The 18,832-nt window shown below is 41.3% G+C and carries 19 protein-coding genes; 2 read left to right on the forward strand and 17 right to left on the reverse strand.

Annotated elements, in window-relative coordinates:
• The 7 genes from HRJ06_RS03700 to HRJ06_RS03730 form a co-directional block, all read right to left on the reverse strand.
• A complete protein-coding gene (locus HRJ06_RS03700; protein ID WP_174729082.1) occupies positions 1 to 1,008 on the reverse strand; it encodes a TRAP transporter substrate-binding protein in 1,008 nt (335 codons plus the stop codon).
• 28 nt (positions 1,009 to 1,036) lie between these two features.
• The gene (gene allD / locus HRJ06_RS03705; RefSeq protein ID WP_174729085.1) at positions 1,037 to 2,047 is read right to left on the reverse strand and encodes an ureidoglycolate dehydrogenase; all 1,011 of its coding nucleotides are present in this window, start codon (positions 2,045 to 2,047) and stop codon (positions 1,037 to 1,039) included.
• Positions 2,048 to 2,058: 11 nt separating this feature from the next.
• Positions 2,059 to 2,607, reverse strand: a complete 549-nt coding sequence (gene hxlB / locus HRJ06_RS03710) for a 6-phospho-3-hexuloisomerase (protein ID WP_174729088.1) — start codon at positions 2,605 to 2,607, stop codon at positions 2,059 to 2,061.
• 12 nt (positions 2,608 to 2,619) lie between these two features.
• Entirely contained in the window at positions 2,620 to 3,576 is a 957-nt protein-coding gene (locus HRJ06_RS03715; protein WP_174729091.1) for a sugar kinase, read from the reverse strand.
• Positions 3,577 to 3,597: 21 nt separating this feature from the next.
• Positions 3,598 to 4,602 (reverse strand): LacI family DNA-binding transcriptional regulator, encoded by a 1,005-nt coding sequence (locus tag HRJ06_RS03720; RefSeq protein ID WP_174729094.1) that lies wholly within the window; start codon positions 4,600 to 4,602, stop codon positions 3,598 to 3,600.
• A gap of 180 nt (positions 4,603 to 4,782) precedes the next feature.
• On the reverse strand, positions 4,783 to 5,010 hold the full coding sequence (locus HRJ06_RS03725; protein WP_174729097.1) for a hypothetical protein: 228 nt from the start codon (positions 5,008 to 5,010) through the stop codon (positions 4,783 to 4,785).
• A gap of 449 nt (positions 5,011 to 5,459) precedes the next feature.
• Entirely contained in the window at positions 5,460 to 6,020 is a 561-nt protein-coding gene (locus tag HRJ06_RS03730) for a transposase (RefSeq protein WP_174729101.1), read from the reverse strand.
• Positions 6,021 to 6,332: 312 nt separating this feature from the next.
• On the opposite strand from HRJ06_RS03730, the gene HRJ06_RS03735 reads away from it, so the two are divergent.
• Positions 6,333 to 7,649 carry a short-chain fatty acid transporter gene (locus tag HRJ06_RS03735; protein ID WP_174729104.1) on the forward strand — a complete coding sequence of 439 codons (1,317 nt, stop codon included), beginning with the start codon at positions 6,333 to 6,335 and terminating at the stop codon, positions 7,647 to 7,649.
• 252 nt (positions 7,650 to 7,901) lie between these two features.
• Positions 7,902 to 8,378: a GNAT family N-acetyltransferase gene (locus HRJ06_RS03740; RefSeq protein WP_174729107.1), complete on the forward strand. Its 477-nt coding sequence runs from the start codon at positions 7,902 to 7,904 to the stop codon at positions 8,376 to 8,378.
• Positions 8,379 to 8,555: 177 nt separating this feature from the next.
• Here HRJ06_RS03740 and HRJ06_RS03745 read toward each other — a convergent pair whose 3' ends face one another.
• From HRJ06_RS03745 to HRJ06_RS03790, 10 genes are all read right to left on the reverse strand, one after another.
• On the reverse strand, positions 8,556 to 10,301 hold the full coding sequence (locus tag HRJ06_RS03745; protein ID WP_174729110.1) for an ABC transporter ATP-binding protein: 1,746 nt from the start codon (positions 10,299 to 10,301) through the stop codon (positions 8,556 to 8,558).
• A gap of 236 nt (positions 10,302 to 10,537) precedes the next feature.
• Positions 10,538 to 10,798 carry an HPr family phosphocarrier protein gene (locus HRJ06_RS03750; RefSeq protein WP_174729113.1) on the reverse strand — a complete coding sequence of 87 codons (261 nt, stop codon included), beginning with the start codon at positions 10,796 to 10,798 and terminating at the stop codon, positions 10,538 to 10,540.
• A 108-nt stretch (positions 10,799 to 10,906) separates the two neighbouring features.
• Positions 10,907 to 11,902 (reverse strand): C-terminal binding protein, encoded by a 996-nt coding sequence (locus HRJ06_RS03755; protein WP_174729116.1) that lies wholly within the window; start codon positions 11,900 to 11,902, stop codon positions 10,907 to 10,909.
• A gap of 24 nt (positions 11,903 to 11,926) precedes the next feature.
• Positions 11,927 to 12,823 (reverse strand): AEC family transporter, encoded by an 897-nt coding sequence (locus HRJ06_RS03760; protein ID WP_174729119.1) that lies wholly within the window; start codon positions 12,821 to 12,823, stop codon positions 11,927 to 11,929.
• Between the two features lie 4 nt (positions 12,824 to 12,827).
• Complete coding sequence (dgoD, locus tag HRJ06_RS03765; RefSeq protein WP_174729122.1) at positions 12,828 to 13,976, reverse strand: galactonate dehydratase; 1,149 nt, start codon at positions 13,974 to 13,976, stop codon at positions 12,828 to 12,830.
• Positions 13,977 to 14,012: 36 nt separating this feature from the next.
• Positions 14,013 to 14,657, reverse strand: coding sequence for a bifunctional 4-hydroxy-2-oxoglutarate aldolase/2-dehydro-3-deoxy-phosphogluconate aldolase (locus HRJ06_RS03770; protein ID WP_174729125.1), 645 nt, complete (start codon positions 14,655 to 14,657; stop codon positions 14,013 to 14,015).
• 20 nt (positions 14,658 to 14,677) lie between these two features.
• Positions 14,678 to 15,643 (reverse strand): sugar kinase, encoded by a 966-nt coding sequence (locus HRJ06_RS03775; protein WP_174729128.1) that lies wholly within the window; start codon positions 15,641 to 15,643, stop codon positions 14,678 to 14,680.
• 27 nt (positions 15,644 to 15,670) lie between these two features.
• The gene (locus HRJ06_RS03780; protein WP_174729131.1) at positions 15,671 to 16,951 is read right to left on the reverse strand and encodes a TRAP transporter large permease; all 1,281 of its coding nucleotides are present in this window, start codon (positions 16,949 to 16,951) and stop codon (positions 15,671 to 15,673) included.
• Between the two features lie 17 nt (positions 16,952 to 16,968).
• A complete protein-coding gene (locus HRJ06_RS03785) occupies positions 16,969 to 17,499 on the reverse strand; it encodes a TRAP transporter small permease (protein WP_174729134.1) in 531 nt (176 codons plus the stop codon).
• 165 nt (positions 17,500 to 17,664) lie between these two features.
• The gene (locus HRJ06_RS03790) at positions 17,665 to 18,717 is read right to left on the reverse strand and encodes a TRAP transporter substrate-binding protein (protein ID WP_174729137.1); all 1,053 of its coding nucleotides are present in this window, start codon (positions 18,715 to 18,717) and stop codon (positions 17,665 to 17,667) included.
• Positions 18,718 to 18,832: the final 115 nt, after the last annotated feature.

The following is an 18,832-nucleotide window of genomic DNA, read 5'->3' on the forward strand; positions in this document are numbered from 1 at the left end:
TTACTCTACTTCAAGAATTTGCTCATATAATTCAAACTGCTCAGGCTTTAGAGAATCTTTAATTGCTGGGATCATTGCTTCACGGAATGCATCCTGGTCAACATCAACAAACTCCATGCCTTCTGCTTTTAGGTCTTCTTCAATTTGTGAAATCTCACTGTTGTAAAGCTCTTCACCAAAAGCTTGTGCTTCAGCAGCTGCTTCAGTTACAGCTTTCTTTTGATCTTCATTAAGTGCTTCGAACTGTTTGTTTCCAACAAGGATATAAATCCAAGAATATACATGCTCAGTACGGTTTACGTAGTCTTGAACTTCATATAGTCCACCGCTCTTGATAAGGTCAACTGGGTTTTCCTGACCATCGATAACGCCCTGCTGAAGTCCTGTAAATACTTCGTTAAAGTCCATAACTTGCGGCTTTGCACCTGCAGCTTCCCAAACTTTTAAGAACAATGGAACGTTCGGTACACGCATGCTGAAGCCTTTTAAATCTGCAGGCGTTTTGATTTCTTTATTAGAAGTCAAGTTACGCGGTGCACGAGTATGGTAATACAATGGAGTTAGTCCAGCTTTTTCAGTGATCTCAGCTTCGATTTGCTCCCCAATTTCACCTTCAACAACAGATTGTACATGGTCTAAGTCGCGGAATGCGTATGGTACTGCCATCAAGGCTGCTTTTGGAGCCCAGTTTTGCAGGGTTTCACCGGAAATGACCATATCAGCTGTTCCAGATTGAATCGCATTGATTGTATCTGTTTCTCCGCCAAGTGAGTTACTTGGGTAAATTTGAATTTGAATCCCGCCATCCGTTTTTTCATCAACAAGCTCAGCATATTTTTCAGCTGTTTTGTGCCAGATGTGGTTTTCATCAGCCAGGTGACCGAACTTCCACTTAATTACCTCTTGCTCTCCGCCAGCGCTGTCTGAGCTGCCAGAATCTCCTGAACCACAAGCGCTTAGCAGTAAGCTAGCAGCTAGAATACCAGATAACCATTTTACTTTTTTCATATTAATTCTCCCCTTTTTCCTTTAATATTTATTTTGTTAAAAATTGATGCACAGTAGAAGCAATCGTGATGCCATTTTCAAGGTTTCTTTCTTCATTCTTCTGTTCAATTTCACCAGGTACCATAACACTTGAGAATCCAGGTGCTGGCGGCACTTGACGAACCTCATCCATCATTTGATCCATTCCTGCCAAGAAGTCATCAACATTAGTGAAAAATGCTGGGTTTATAGCACAGAAGTAATGTCCAAGCTTACGCTTTTTGTCTAAGTCTCCATACATTTTTGCTACATGCGGCCCAAAAGCAGCTCCTGCCAGCAAACCTGAGAAGATGTCGACAATCATAGACAGGCCATAGCCTTTTGGCCCTCCAAATGGCAGCAATGACACGACCTTTGATGGGTCACTAACCGTTTCACCGTTTTCATCAACCCCCCAGCCTGGCGGGATATCCTTTCCTTCTTCCTTATACTGAAGGATTTTACCAAACGCAACGTTTGAGGTCGCCATGTCTAAGATAAAAGGTTTATTCGTTTTAGCGGGAATGCCGTATGCAATTGGGTTGGTTCCAAGGAAAGCTTCCTTGCCTCCAAATGGGACAACAATTTTGTCCGTGTGGGTCATGGCAATTCCAATCAGGTTTTGTTCAGCTGCTCTTTCAACAAAATAGCTAAGTGCTCCGCAGTGGCTGCTGTTGATTGCCGTAATCATTCCGATGCCATTTTCCTTCGCCATCTCAATAGCCTGGTTCATAGCGACATCACCAATTACGTGGCCAAAGCCGTCATCGCCGTCCACTACTCCGGTAACCGGGCCTGTTTTGTTGAACTCAATATTTGCATTAGGATTGATACCGCCTTCATTCAAGCGGTTCACATAATGCTCGGTCCGCAGAACCCCATGTGAGTTAACGTTGCGCAAGTCTGCATGAACAAGAATTTCCGCCACCTTTTCAGCGTGGTCTTTGTTCAATCCTGCTTCGCTTAATTTTTTAACAACTAATGCTTTTGCTTCTTCATGTGAAAGGGTAACCGTTGACATCCCCATTCCTCCTACTCCAGATTCGCATGCTGTTTTCTTAATTCTTCGTTAGATTTTTCGGCTGCCAGACTATCAATTATGGCCGCGTCCATGATCAAATGGGCCGCCTGGTCAAATTGATTTCCGAGAGGCTGAATCGTATTCGGCTCATTTGGCAAACGATATTTGGTCGCGGCTGGAATTAATAATCCGCCTGAAACCCAACCCTCATGATCAAGTACCTCTTTATTTGTAGTAATAAGGAACACTGTTGCTCCTGCTTTAGAAGCGCTTTCTGATACGTTAACCGTTTGCGCAGTTTTCGCAGAACCTGACAGCACTACTAAAATATCATTTTCCTTGATAGCTGGTGTTGTTGTTTCTCCGACAACATGAACTGATTTGCCGCTGTGCATTAAACGCATCGCGATTGCCTTGGCAACAAATCCGGAACGGCCCTCGCCGGTGAAGAAAAACCGTTTGTTTTCTTTAAGCAATTCAACAAATGAGGCGTACTGCTTTTGTTCAACCTTCTTGCAGACTGCCAGCATTTCGTTTAAAACGGTTGAAATAGTTTCCATTGTCTCACCCCTTTACCGCTCGATAATGGCTTCATCATTGATAAAAGCGCTTACCTCTTCCAAATAAGGAAGGCCTTCATTATCTCCTGAAACGGTCGTTACAAGTGCTCCGACACCGTTCGCAAAACGGAGAAGCTCTTCTGGAGAATACCCGTGAAGCCAACCGTAGACATAACCTGAATCAAAGCCATCTCCTGCTCCAACCGTGTCGACTGGTGTGACCTTGAAGCTGGATCCGTGGACCCACTCTCCGTTGCGCAATAGTTTTGACCCATTCGCCCCATCCTTGATCACAAGGTCTTTAATGCTGTATTCGCTTGCAAACTCCTTTAAATCTTCTTCAGAATCCTTGCCTGCGATCAACTTGATCTCGTCAAGGCCTGTCAACAAGATATCTATATGGGGGAAGATTGACTCATATGCTTTTCTGGCTTCCTCAATTGTCCAAAGCTTAAGTCTGATGTTTGGGTCAAAAGAAATTGGGATCCCTTTCTGTTTAGCGACCTCGATAATTCTTTGAGCAATAGCGAGGTTATTTTTATCGATTGCAAGAAATACACCGGTTAAATGGATGAGGCTGACCTCTTCAAATAAGTCTGCTGTGATATCTTCTGGTGATAATGTTGAAATCGGTGATTTAAAGCGGTAGTAAAAGGTTTTTCCTGAACCATCTTCATTGATTTCTTTGAAGTTTAGCGAAGTAGGGTACCCTTCAACAAACTCGACTGCCGACACATCTACACCTTCACCGCGAGTGAAGTTATAGATGACCCGGCCAAACTCATCTTTGCCAAGCCGGCTGACCCACTTGCTGTTTAAACCAAGCCGTGCACACCCGATAGCAAAGTTCAGCTCTGCCCCGCCTACCTTTCGATCGAAACTGCCCACGAAACGCAAAGGACCTTTGGCAGCAGGATTAAATGTGATCATTGCATCGCCTATTGTCATAACTTTAAATGGTGATGGCATTACTTTTCCCTCCTAACACTCTTAAACAGATTCACGCTCGATTAAATGCGGAGTGTATCTTTTTATTTCATATGAATCTTCTAATTTTTCCGCTGCTATCATGTTTAGCAGTGCTTCAGCCGCATCCTTGCCGATTTGGAAGGTTGGCTGCTTAATTGCGGTAATCGGTGTTGATACAATTTCCAAAAAGTCTGAATCATCAATCGCTATAACGCTTACATCTTGGGGAATGCGAATATTTATTTTTCTAAAAAATTTAAGTAGTTCTATGAGAGATAAATCATTTGTCGCAAAGAATGCTTCCGGCCTGTCTTCTCCAAGCCAGATTTTTTCCAGTTCGGATATAATATCGGTCCGGTGTGTTGCAACAATCCAATTATCATTTGGAACGATACCATTTGCCGTTAATGTTTTTTTAAATCCCTCAATTCGTTCAATCCTTGGTGAAACATTAAGGGTGATCGACATCGAGACAGAACCGATCTTTGTTAGTCCTTTTTGAATCAGCCGCTTTATAGCAATTTCTGCAGCTTTTTCATTATCGAGCATCAAAACAGGGTATATCGGCTGTTCCAGTTTCCTGTCTACAAACACTAGCGGGAAATTGGAGTGTTTCAGCTGCTCATACAAAAACATATTGGCGTCCGTTGGAAAGATAATCAGACCATCAACCTGTTTTGCTAAAAGCATCTCAATATACTCGCGTTCCTTCACAGGATTGTCATCTGCATTACATACGAATAACTGTAAATGGTTTTCTTCACATACATCTTCAATGGCTCTGATAATTTCAGTTGAAAAAGTATGGAGAATATTGGCGACAATCACACCAATTGTTGATGTTTTTTTCAGCTTCAGGCTTTTAGCAACAGAGTTCGGTATGTAACCAAGCTCCCGTATCGCTTCCTGAATGCGAAGCTTTGTTGACTCTCCCATATATTCATAGCGGCTATTAATATACTGCGACACAGTGCTCTTAGAAACACCAGCTTTTTCAGCTACATCCTGCATAGTTACACTTCTCATTTTTCATCGCCTCGCTACTACTAAACCGATTTAGTAAACCGATTTAGTAGAATTATAGAATGAAACCCCTTTCACTGTCAAGAACTTTTCTAATATAACGAAAATACTAAAAAAGGTGACAGGCACCATCCAGTTTTCTGGATGGTGCCTGTCACCTTTTTGGCTTCGATCCCGTTCAGGTTATCTTTCGTACTGTGTTTCTTCTTTTGCGGCTTCTTTTTCTTCATGCCAGTTTTTGTATTGGGTAAACATCGCAAAAAGCATGAAAAAGTTCATCGCCCAAACATTCACAAAGGGGGCGACGCCTCCGAATTCGATTGAATGATAATTTTTTAACTTCATAACAATAAAGGTTTCAATAAAGACAAGAATAAAACCGCCAATACCTGCAACTGACATCCGAATCATTGTATCCCGCCTTTTGTATTTTTTGTCTATTTTATGATTATTATATGTCTTTTTTGTGGCACACGCAAACTATAAGTGAATTTTCTGAAAACTTTATATTTCATAGTGGGTTTGTTCGTGCTGGCAAGCCTTCCAAGCTCAGCATTTATCTCAGCAAAGCTGTTCGGTTGTAATCCTAGCTTACAAAAAAGTAAAATGGAGAAACAGAGATATGTCAGATTTTTCGAGGAGAAAACATGGGTCTTTTTGATTTTTTCAACAACAAATGTGTGATCTGCAAAAGAAAAATCAAGCCATTGCGAAAGTACATTGATGACAATGACAAAACCATAAAAGTCTGCATCCCCTGTTCCGAATACGCCGAACGCCGAGCATATCGAAAAGTAAAGTAGTAGTAGACTTAAAGGTGACAGGCACCATCCAGTTTTCTGGATGGTGCCTGTCACCTTTTATTCGTCCTCGGACTCGACGTATTCACAATAATGTGTAAGAGACTTTTCTGATGGAGAGGTGAAATTAGTGGGGAGATCCTGAGTGGTGATGAAAGGGAATGGCGGTATAATGGTTTTTTTGTAGTATTGGTAGCTGCTGTAGGGGTAATCTTCCATTCGTTTCACCAGTGGTTCTTTCGTGCTAATCGGATTCCGGTGAATGTACCTGCTAACATACAGGAGATCTTGGGGGTACAGAACAGGACTACTGTTGAAACGTTGCTGATACAGATGGCCAATATGCTCATACTTGCGATTGTAATAGTCTGTATAGCGTTTGTTAAAGGTGCTCATTACATCAGAGATAGATAATTTCTCCGATTTTAACAGGAAGTGATAATGGTTTGTCATGAGACAGAAGGCTGAAATCGAAATTGGACTCTTTTCATGAATCATCGTCAACAGCCTAAATACCTCGGCCACGTCGATTTCATCCCGGAAAATAACTTGCCGATTGTTTCCTCTTGAATAAATATGATGGTAGGCCTCTGGAACCCACACTCTCTTCTTTCTTCCCATATTCTGCTCCTTTCGGAAGTTTATTTCCAATAAATTGGGTGGTGCCTGTCACCTGACTGGACCACCTACCTCAAATTATATATCAGCCGAATTGGCGAGAATACCTCAAAAGATGAGCAATTTTTGTTGGATTTTATCTCTATTGTGATGGCAGCATCTTTCAGTTCCTAGTGCGGAGCCTTTCATGAAATAATAGTTTCCAATCTTCTGGATGGTGCCTGTCACCTTCCAGGAGTTTCCCTCCTGAAATTTGTCATATTGAACTTGTCCTCTCCATAGCATGTACTGACAACATGAAGGGGAGAGTGAATTATGTTAAACAGGATGGCTAATCGTTTTTCGAAGCTTGTTGAGAAGTATCTGCCGGATGCGTTTGTTATTGCCGTGCTTATGACCCTATTTGTTTTTATCCTTGGCTTTTTTATGAAGCCGTCTGAGCCTGTTGAACTTTTTAAATCTTTCGGTGATGGCTTCTGGGTATATCTTGCTTTTACGATGCAAATGGTCCTTTTACTTATGACAGGGATGGCGCTAGCCTCTGTGCCGATGATCCAGCGTTTGCTAGAAGCCTTATCATCAAAGGCTAAAACAGCCAACCAAGCTTATGTTTTAACATTCTTTGTCGCATCTGCAGCCTACTATATAAACTGGGGGCTCGCGGTTGTTGTGGGAGCCATTATTGCCCGTGAAGTTGGTAAAAGAAATAAGAATGCCCACTTCCCCCTATTGGTAGCATCTGCATATGCACCAACAGTTTTGTACACAGCTGGCCTCTCAAGTTCCATCGGACTTACAGTCGCAACAAAGGGGCACTTTCTCGAAGGAATTTCGGGTGTGATACCAACCTCCGAGACAATTTTCCACCCTGGAACGATCACGATTTTAATTGCTCTGTTAATTACAATTCCGATTTTTATTGTTTTAATGGCTCCTAAAAAAGGAATCATCCCCTATGCTCCTCCCTCCATCAAGCAGAAACAGACGGAATCGTTGGATGAAACGTCAGGAACACCAGCTGGCCGATTGGAAAACAGCCCTATTCTTGGAATCCTAACTGGAATTATAGGTTTCGTTTACCTTATCTATGAATTTATAAATGGAAGAGATTTAGATTTAAATATTATTAATATTCTATTCTTATCACTCGGTCTCTTTTTGCACAAATCACTTATTCAATATGCAAAAGCATTTAAAGCTGCAGCATCTGCTATATCACCTATTATTCTTCAGTTCCCATTCTATGCTGGAATCATTGCGGTACTTGGGAGTTCTGGTTTAGGTGAGTCTATTATTAATGGCATGGCTTCCGTGGCTACTAAAGAAACATTTGATCTTTTTACCTATTGGTCTGCAGGACTTGTTAACATTCTTGCTCCTTCAGGCGGAGGCCAGTGGGCTTTACAAGGACCTTTGCAAGTTCCTGCGGGCTTACAGCTCGGTGTCGAGCCAGCAGTAACAGCCATGGCCGTTGGATGGGGAGATGCATGGACGAACCTAATCCAGCCATTCTGGGCATTGCCAATACTGAGTGTCGTCGGGCTCCACATTCGCCACATCATGGGCTACTGCATCCTGCTAGGAATCTGGGTCGGAATTATCACCTCAATATTAATGTTGTTTGTTTACTAAAAAGGTAGGCACTACTAAAAAGGTGACAGGCACCATCCATTATGTGGAAAAATCAGTCTAACTCACTTAAATCCATCTCTAAGCATTTGTTCATCAATCCTATGTTTTAGTTTTTGTATCAAGGTTTATATATCCTACCTCATTCAAAAACTAGGCACCTTCCAGAAATTTGGATGGTGCCTGTCACCATATTCGGCATAGGAGCCTTCTTTGGTTTACAATTAAGAAAATATCATGCCAAGGAGAATTAGGATGGAAGCTGAAAATACGGTTGTATTAAAACACTACGCACCGGGTTATTATGAACACCTAAAAAATTTCACACTGCCTGAGGAGCAAGAGAGATTTACAGCTAAGCCTGTTGACATGCTTGAAGCTTCAGCAGAGCGGTTCCCTATTGTTATTGTAAGCGGTGTGGAACCAGTCGGTTTCTTTGTTTTGCACTCTAGCGCTCGAGTAAACGAGTATACAGATAATCCGAATGCCATGTTATTAACAGCTTTTTCGATTGAATACACGCAGCAGGGCAAGGGCTTGGCCCAGAAAGGGATGCTAGGGGTAAGGGATTTCTTGAAAGAGGAGTTTCCTTGGTGCAATGAGATCATTCTTGCGGTTAACCATAAAAACATTCCTGCCCAAAACCTATATAAGAAAGTCGGCTATAAAGACACCGGCCGACGAAAGCTAGGCCCCATCGGCGAACAATTCATCTATAGCCTGTCAATTTAAATGGTGACAGGCACCGCCCATTAACTGGAAAAATCCAGTCAACTTTTAGCACACCACTCCCAATATTCAACTAATCAAACGTTTGATTAGTTGATGTATCAATGTTTTGGAACCTTAGCCCATCAAAAACAGGCACCTTCCAGAAAATTGGATGGTGCCTGTCACCTAACCTCTCCCCTACCCGAGTTGCTGGTCGGCGAGTTGTTTGTATAATGAATGGGTTTGCATGAGTTGGTGGTGGGTGCCTGTGCCGGTTATTTGGCCATTTTCGACGACGGCGATTTGTTCTGCTTCGATGACGGTTGAGAGGCGGTGTGCTATAACGAGAGTTGTCCTCCCTGCCATCAGCCGCTGGAGAGCCTTTTGCACTAAGAGCTCTGAAGCACTATCCAAGTTGGAGGTGGCCTCATCCAGCAGCAGAATTTGCGGATTTCGGATGATCGCTCGAGCGATTGCGATCCGCTGCCGCTGTCCCCCCGAAAGCTTCATCCCTCGTTCCCCCACTTGAGTTTCATACCCTTCAGGCAGCCTCTCAATGAACTCTGCGGCATTCGCGAGCTCAGCTGCCTGCTTGATCTCCTCATCCGAGACTTCTTCGTCTATTCCATACTTTATATTGTCTTTAACTGTTCCTGACATAATCGGGCTTTCCTGCGATACGTAGCCAATCTGAGTTCGCCAAGATCCGAGATTGAAATCTGTTATACTGGTATTTCCCAGTAAAATTTCTCCTGAATCAAGTTTATAAAACCGCTCCAGCAACGCGAACAAGGTCGTTTTTCCGCCTCCGCTCGGCCCAACAAAGGCCGTTGTTTTCCCGGCAGGCACCATAAGAGAAATACCATTTATAATTGGGGTTTCCTTATATGAAAAAGAAAGATTCCGAAACTCGATATCCTGTGCTGGATCTGCCACTTCTAATTTCTGTTCAGACGTCTCTTTGTCCAAACCTAAAATGTCCTGGATACGTTCGGTCGCTCCTATTGCCTTTTGGAAGCTAGTAAAAAAGGAGGCCATTCGTGTAAAGGGTACGACTATCTGAAACATGTAAATAATAATTGCCACTAAAGATCCCGCCGACAAGTCCCCTGATGCTACTCGGACGCCTCCATAGCCGATTAAAATAACCAGCACAAGCATCATTATGAACGTCATAAAAGGTGAAATGACTGCCTGAATTTTCGCCTCCTTCATGCCGAATCCAAATAGGTGCCTAATGCCCTTCTCTCCGTTTTCTTTTTCGGCATTCTCAGCATGGTAAGCTTTCACGAGCCTAATGTCCGACAGCACTCTGCCTAAATTCCCTGAAAAGCTCGCCATCTCATCCTGGGTGGCTCTTGAAATTTTATAAATCTTCCGTCCCAGTGGCATCATGATTCCAAGTGAAAGCGGGACAGCAAGCAGCATGATGAGCGTCATTCGCCAGTCAATTACGAGAAGGATCGCCACAGCACCGATAATTGATATAATTCCAGTAATAAAAGAAATTAAATGCTGAGTGATTAGATTTTTGACGATGTTAGTATCCTGGGTCACCCGGCTCATCGTTTCCCCTGATTGATGGCTATCAAAGAAAGACACCGGCAGGTTTAAGATCTGCTGCCATAGCCTCTTCCGAATCGACGCAACAACTGATTCTCCTATGTAACTTAAAAAGTAAAACGAAAATCCTGACGAAATCGTCTGGATGATAAATGCAGCCGCCAGCATTAAGATCAGAGAGGCTTCGAGTGAAGCTTCTGCGATCTGGTCGACAAGCGATTTTGTAAAAAGCGGCACAATTAAAGCGGCAGCTGTTTCAAGTAAACTTAATACGATCGCCACAATCAAAATCCACTTAGGCGGATTCGACTCTTTTAACAATTGCCAGAAAGCCTTCCAATTACTGGAGTTCAATTTCTCAGTCCCCGCTTTATCTTCCATACAGGTCACACCTTTTCAACTGTTACATTTTATTTAGATTCAGCTAAAATTATATAGACTTTATCTGCCATTACCAAATTATAGACTCAGTTCCTATATAAAATTGGTCCACCATACAGTGTGTCTGCGCCTACTAAACAGCAAAAAAAATAGCGATCCCATTTAAGATCGCTACAACTGTATTAGTAAAGTTAAAGGGCCCTTCCATTACCTTGGCCTTATACTGGTTATCTTACTTAAGATAGATAATCCACTACTTCTGCTAGTGCTTCTTCACAATCTTCCCCGATTGCTTTGATGTTAATACTGTCACCGTTTTTTAACTGCAATGTAATTAAACCAAGAAAGCTTTTCAGGTTAATTTCATGGGGAATGCCATTCACCGTTTTTTCAAGTAAGATATCAGAATGATACTTTTGGGTAGCTTTACTTACTTCTGAGATTGTTACACTTTCGGAAATGTTCACAATAATTTTTTGACTCTTGCTTTTTTCCATTTGCCTATCTCCTTTAGGTTTATAGTGATTTTCCTTTTAAGCAATGACGCTAATTCCAGCAAGCTTCGGGGCAATCGTTCGTTAAGCCCCTCACCTGGGTAAATCACCTTATTCCTTATCTTTAAGACTTACTTTTTCTTTTACATTCCTGTTAACTAAATAGGTTGGGTAATAACCAGATAACACATCTGCAACGTTTTGAGCAACTTTTCGTTTTAGTTCCGCTTCTGCTTCCACTGAATAAAAAGCAGCATGAGGATTGAGGATCACATGATCCATTTTTAACAAAGGGTTGTCAGGTTTAATCGGTTCAATCTCAAGAACATCCAGGCCGGCACCAGCGATCTTTTCCTCCTGCAATGCAGCAATGAGAGCTGCTTCATCGATGACAGGACCGCGTGCCGTGTTAATGATAAAGGCTTCTTTTTTCATTTTATTAAACTGGTCATAGCTAATCATACCTTGTGTATGTTGATTTAGCGGAGCATGAACGGATATGAAGTCCGACCTTTCACATAATTCATCCAAGGTAACAAGTTTTACATTCATCTGGTTTGCAGCCGTTTCGGGCACAAATGGGTCATATGCAATAACGTTCAAACCAAACGCCTGTGCTTTTTTTGCAACAGTTTGAGGAATATTTCCAAACCCAACGAGACCTAAAGTACGCCCTCTTAAGCGAAAGATCGGGATACTTACCTTATAATCCCAGGTTCCACCCTTCACTGTATTGTTTAACATGGTCACTTTACGTGCAGATGAAAGCAGCAAAGCCATTGCATGATCGGAAACTTCGTCCAAACAATAATCTGTTACATTTCCGACGATGATCCCTTTTTCGGTAGCTGCATCCACATCGATTGTGTTAAATCCAATGCCATACCGTGAGATAACTTTACATTTTTCCAGACTTTCAATAACCTTGCGTGAGATAGGAGCATACTGATTGATCAGAGCATCAGCATCTTTGGCAGCCTCGATTACCTCATCTTCTGTCCGGCATTGAGCAAAAGTTAACTCAATTCCGAGTTTATCTAATACCTCTTGTTCAGGTGCAAAGGTATCATATTCAAAATCTGTAACGAGTACTTTGAAACGACTCATTTCTGACACTCCTCAGATAGTAAATTATCCTAATATGATTAGCAGCGTAGTGATTGAAAAGATACTAATCAAGGTAGTGATTAAGGTGATACTGGACACAAGCTCAGGCTCTGTATCAAATTGAACCGCATATAATACCGTCGTAGCGGCAGATGGCATCGCTGCTGAAAGGATTAGTACCTTTTGTAAAATAGGGTCCATTGGAATTAATAAAATAATGCCAAATGCGATAATAGGGGACAAAAATAACCTGGCTATTACTCCAAAAGAGATTTTATCCAATTCCATGTTTGTTAATTTAATTTCTGCAAGCTGCATACCTAGTATTACCATTACAAGCGGGATTGTTGCCGGTCCTACAAGGTCTACGGCCGACAAAATATTTTCCGGGACTTTTATTCCGCCCAAATTTAGTATTAGGGCAATAATTACCGCATAGGTAGGTGGCATTTCAAAGACGGCCTTTAAAGCAAATTTAAACCCTGCTTTTCCTCTGGCAGCATAGTAAATCCCAAAGAAATTCATAATTATCGCCTGTAAGACCAAAAAAGAAACCGCATAGGCAAATCCGGTATTTCCGTAAGCAAATAACACAATTGGTGCCCCATAATTACCCGAATTCATAAATGCCGTTGATAATATAAGCCCACTCTCTACCGATGAATCGTGTTTTCTTATTTTACAATAAATCTTATTTACAATAATTAATGCAATTAATAGTAGGGCCGAGAATAAGACCATAATGGCGTATTGTTTATTTAACTCTGCCCGATAAAATGTCTGGAACACCAGCAACGGCGTAAAGATATAGATAGCTACTGTTGAAAGGGGCCTTATATCAAGCCTTTTCCACTTTTGAATGCCATACCCTAATAGGAATATAAGGAGGACAGGCATTACAACTTGAATAAAAATAGTCATCTAGTTACCACTCAGCAATCGTACCATCTTTATGACGCCATACAGGATTTTTCCAATTATGTCCTTGCTCTGCCTGTTTCCTTACAAATTCTTCATTAATAGAAATACCTAACCCTGGTTTATGTAACATATCAACATACCCATCCTTGTACTCAAACACCTGTTTATCTTCGAGATAATCAAGCAAATCACTGCCCTGGTTATAATGAATCCCCAGGCTTTGCTCTTGAATAAACACATTATGCGAGGTTGCATCTACCTGTAAACATGATGCTAATGCAATAGGTCCTAGTGGACAATGAGGAGCAACCGCTACATCATAAGCTTCAGCCATAGCAAATATTTTCTTACACTCTGTTATTCCTCCAGCATGAGATAAATCAGGCTGAATGATATCTACATAACCATCTTCAAGTAATTTTTTAAAATCCCACTTTGAATACATTCTTTCTCCAGTAGCGATTGGAATATTCGTTGCATGTGCAATCTCACGAAGAGCTTCATTATTTTCGGGCAGGACTGGTTCTTCGATAAACATGGGTCTGAACTGTTCTAGTTCGCGCGCTAAAATTTTCGCCATTGGCTTATGGACTCTGCCGTGGAAGTCTATCCCGATTCCTATATAATCTCCTACAGCTTCACGAACAGCTGCAATTCTTTCTACAGCCTCATCAATCTTTTGATATGAATCAATGTATTGCAGTTCCTCTGTTCCATTCATTTTCACTGCTGTAAAACCTGCTTCTACTGCGGCTTTAGCAGCCATTCCTACATCGCTTGGCCTGTCCCCGCCAATCCAAGAATAGACCCGAACCGAATCACGGCATGCTCCACCCATCAATTCGTAGACAGGTGCATTATGGTATTTTCCTTTGATATCCCAAAGGGCTTGATCGATCCCTGAGATTGCGCTCATTAGGATTGGCCCTCCGCGATAAAAGCCTGAACGGTACATCATTTGCCAATGATCCTCAATTCTTAGCGGATCCTTGCCAATTAGATAGTCACTTAATTCTTCTACAGCTGCCTTGACAGTGGCAGCACGACCTTCAACGATTGGTTCACCCCACCCGACAATTCCTTCATCTGTTTCAATTTTTAAGAATAGCCATCTCGGCGGGACAATGAATGTTTCAAATTTCGTGATTTTCATATTGTAACCCTCACTTCTTTTTAGGGGATCCCCGTTTCAGCTTCTTGCATTTTGAATTTTTGTTATGAATTCCTGTGCGATTTCTGTTAATACTTCATAGCGCTCTTCAGCAATAGCCTTGCTGTCTACAAGAGTTCCGCCGGCACCAACAGCTACTGCACCGTTTTTAATAAATGCTTCAACGTTGTCAAGGCTTACACCTCCTGTTGGCATCATTGGAATATGGGGCAGCGGCCCTTTGAGGTTCTTAATGTAATTAATACCAAGCGAATCTCCGGGAAACACCTTGAGTAAGTCTGCTCCTGCAGAATAGGCCTGAACAACTTCAGTTGGGGTCATAACACCAGGGATCGAAATTCTCCCATAACGATTTGTTAATTGAATGGTTTCAATATCGAAAATCGGTGAAAAAATAAAGTCAGCTCCTGCGTCTATTGCACTCTTTGCCGATACCGCATCAAGGACTGTTCCGGCACCTACAAGGACTTTATCTTTAAAGTTATCCTTTAAACTATTAATCATCTCCAAAGCTCCAGGTGTATCAACAGTGATTTCTAAAGCGCCAACACCGCCGTTTACAAGTGCTTCTGCAATGGAATGAATTTGTGATTGCTTCGGTCTGCGAATAACAGCAACAAGACCCGATTCTTTGAGTCGAATTAAGTCTTCCCATTTTTTCATAGTCACCTAGCTCCCTTCGCTTATCTTTTTACATCTCTGGAACTAAAATCAGGGTTCATGAATCTTTCAACATCAATCATTGTCGGTAAACCCTCGACATCTCCGCTTACCCCAACTACCATTGCTCCTATTGCATTTGCTCTTTTTACAACAAGCTCTATCGGGTCATTACGTAAAATACCACTTATAATCCCTGCAGCAAAACCATCTCCCGCACCTACGGGATCAATGATTCTTGAGACCGGGAAGCCCGCAACATACCCTTTTTCTTTATTAGTTTGATAGTACGCCCCCTCACTTCCGAGCTTAATGATAATGGTCTTATCCTTGTTCCCCAGAAGTGCTTCTGCAACATCTTCAACTTCATTTTCACCTGTCATAAATTGGCCTTCATCAAGGCCTGGCAAAATCACATCAGCCTGTGAGGCAATTTCATTAAACACTTTTTTAGCTTGCTGAGCAGACCAAAGCTTCAAACGTAAATTAGGATCAAAAACGATCGTCATTTCGTTTCGTTTGGCTATTTCTATCGCTGCTAAAACGGTTTGATAGCATGACTCACTGAGGGCTGGTGTAATGCCAGTAATATGTAGTATTTTCGCTTGTGCTATGTACTGCTCATTTAAATCGGCGGGCTCCATTAAGGAAGCCGCCGAATTTTTCCGGTAATAATACACATTAACGTCTTCTGGAGATAATCTTTCTTTAAAGAAAATTCCAGTTTGAGCTTTTTCTGTAAAAAGACAGGAAGATGTATCTACACCTTCCCCACGAATGTATTTAAGAACATAGCGACCAAATGGGTCATTTCCTAGCTTGCTGGCCCAGCCGACTGAATGGCCTAGCCTTGTTAATCCAATGGCCATGTTCGATTCTGCACCGCCAATTTGTTTTGGGAATTGGTGAACATACTCCAGTGGCAGCATTTGATCTGCTTGAAAAAGTACCATCGTTTCACCGAACGTAAATACATCAATTTTATTCATTTATAAAACCTTCTTTATCTAGTTTGATTATCCACCTAGATTCACAAGAAACAGTGAAATCTGCGGCATAAATGTGATGAACAATAAGGTAATTACCATCGCAAAGAAATACGGAACAATTGCCTTTGATAATGTTTCTATTGATAATCCAGATATCCCTGATGCAACAAACAAGTTAACACCTAATGGCGGTGTAATAAAGCCAATGGCTAAATTGACAACCATGATAATCCCAAAATGAATTGGATCATAGCCAATTTGCAGGGCGATTGGAAGTAGTATTGGTGTTAAGATAATGATCGCTGCTAATGTGTCCATAAAAGTACCGACAATTAACAACAAAATGGTAATCAGTATAATAATGACCAGCGGCTCACTTGAAATAGAAAGCATTGCATTTGCCACTTTTGTTGGAATCTGTTCAATTGTTAAGAACCGTCCAAATGCTGTTGCTGTTCCAACAATAATTAAAATGGTAGCCGTTGTTAAAGCTGCGTCAGCCAATATTTTAGGCAGGTCTTTTATCCGGAGTTCACGATATAATACAACCCCTGCAAATAAACCGTATACGACCGCTATAACTGCTGCCTCTGTTGGAGTAAAGATTCCTCCATAAATTCCTCCAAGGATAATAATTGGAATCAATAATGCCCACTTTGCATCCCAAAAAGCTTCCCCTATTTTCTTTAAAGAAGTTGGCTCGTCTAAACCTTTATATCCTTTTTTCTTGGAGTGTACGTATGCCCAGACCATCATAGCTAAACCTACTAAAACACCAGGGACAATACCAGCAATAAATAAATCACCGATAGAAGCATTCCCGACAACACCATAGATAACCATTGGAATACTTGGCGGTATAATAACCCCAATAGAACCTGCAGCTGCTACTGTAGCAGTAGCGAACTTTTTATCATAGCCATTACGAACCATCGCTGGAATCATAATTCCGCCGATAGCAGCAACGGTCGCAGGACCTGAACCTGATATGGCAGCAAAGAACATACACGTAACAATTGTTGCGATCGCAAAGCCGCCTGTTTTGTTACCAACTAGTGCATTTGCTACTTTAAAAAGCCTTTCGGATATACCGCCTTTACCCATTATTTCTCCAGCCAGGATAAAGAATGGAACTGCCATTAACGGAAACGAGTCTACAGAAGTAATAAGTTCTTTTGCTAAAAATTCTACCGGCAGGCTCCCCGAGTAAAAAATGGTAATTAGGGTAGCTAGCCCAATAGCTATTCCAATAGGAACTGTTAGAAATAATAAGATCGCAAAACTACCAAACAACACGGCAGCAGTCATGTTAGAAACCCCCTAAATTAATCACGAACATTTTCTATAACTCTTTCAGCTTCAGACCGATCGTCTATTTCTCCCTTACCTAGTAAGGCTTTAACATATTTAATGAGATTTTGAATAAGCCGAATGAGAGTCAACCCAATGCCTATTGGTGTCGCCATATAAACTAGTCCCATTGGAATGTGCAGCGCAGGAGACTGCTGACCAAAAGCTAATAACTTACTTGCAATATCATACCCGTAGCGAATGATAAATAGTGCAAAGATGATAAATAGTAGATTTGCAATTATCGTTAGAATGATTTTCCCTTTTTCTTTAAGAAGCATGAAGGCTACATCCACTTTTATATGTCTTTGCTTTTTAACACCATAACTGATACCGATATACACCATCCAAATAAAGCAGTATCTCGCTAGCTCTTCAGACCAGGATAATGAATTATCTAAAAGCCTCATTATTACTTGTAAAAAAATGACAGATACCATAACCGAAGAAAAGAGTACTAATAAAGCCTCTTCTATATGTCGATCAAACCATCGAATGATTTTCATTTTGATCTCCTCTTTACTAAAGAATTAAACTAGAGAAATTAAATAAACCTTTGCTTGTGCCAAGTTTGGCCTAAGCCTAGTGTGCTCACCTGCGAAAGAGTTATCCTGCTTATGGGGAAAAAAAAGACTTTGAGAATAACTCGTCCCCAAAGTCTTTTTAATTAATTATTCCTTAGAAGCAGCTTCGATTGCATCGTATACTTCTTGAACTGTATCTTTACCAATTTTGTCAGCATACTTATCGATTACTGGCTGAACAAGCTCTTTCATTTCTGCATGCTGTTCAGGAGCGATTTCAGTGTAAGTTACACCTTCAGCTTGTAGATCTTGTAGGTATTGCTCATTTGCTTCACGGTTTAACTGACGCTCGTATACTCCAGCTTCAACAGAAGCTTCTCTTACGATTTGCTGTTGCTCTTCTGTTAATCCATCATAGAAAGTTTTGCTCATTAGGAATACAAACGGGCTATAAATATGGTTTGTATTTGATACATGATCTTGTACTTCATAGAATTTTGATAGGTAAATGGTTGCAAATGGGTTTTCTTGCCCATCAACAGTACCTTGCTGCATTGCAGTAAATAGTTCAGTAAATGCCATTGGAGTTGGGTTTGCACCTAGCGCACGGAACGCTTCTAAGTGTAAATCATTTTCCATTGTACGAAGCTTCAAGCCTTTAAAGTCAGCTGCACTAGCAATTGCTCTTTCGCTATTTGATACTTGGCGGAATCCATTTTCCCAATATGATAAACCAATTAAGTTTTGATCCTCTAATTTATCTAGGAATTTCTGTCCAACTTCACCGTCTAATACTTTATCAGCCACTTCTTCACTTGGGAACAAGAATGGGAAGTCGAATACGCTGAATTCAGGAACAAAGTTAGCTAAAGGTGCTGTTGAAGGAATTACTACCTCTTGGCTTCCTAATTGCAATGCTTCCGTCATAGTACGGTCATCACCAAGCTGTCCACTGTGATAAGTTTCAACAACAATTTGGCCATCTGTTTTCTCTTCAACGATTTCTTTAAACTTTAAAAGTCCTTTATATTGTGGATGTGAATCATTTAATCCAATTCCAGCGCGGATCGTTTTCTTTTCAGCAGTGTCAGCGCTTTCTTTATCGTCAGCATTTTCTCCACCTTCGTTATTCCCCCCGCCACAGGCTGCAAGAGCAAGAACAAGAAATGCAGTTAAGATTAATCCAAGAAACTTTTTCATTTGTAAATCCCCCTAATTAGTATATTTATGATAATTTAATAATTATTTCAGCTTTATCATTGGCAGCGTAGTATCGATTCCTCACCTCCTACAAATATCACAGACTGTTCCACCC

The organism is Mesobacillus harenae, from assembly GCF_013343715.1.
In the GTDB taxonomy this organism is placed as follows: domain Bacteria; phylum Bacillota; class Bacilli; order Bacillales; family Cytobacillaceae; genus Mesobacillus_A; species Mesobacillus_A harenae.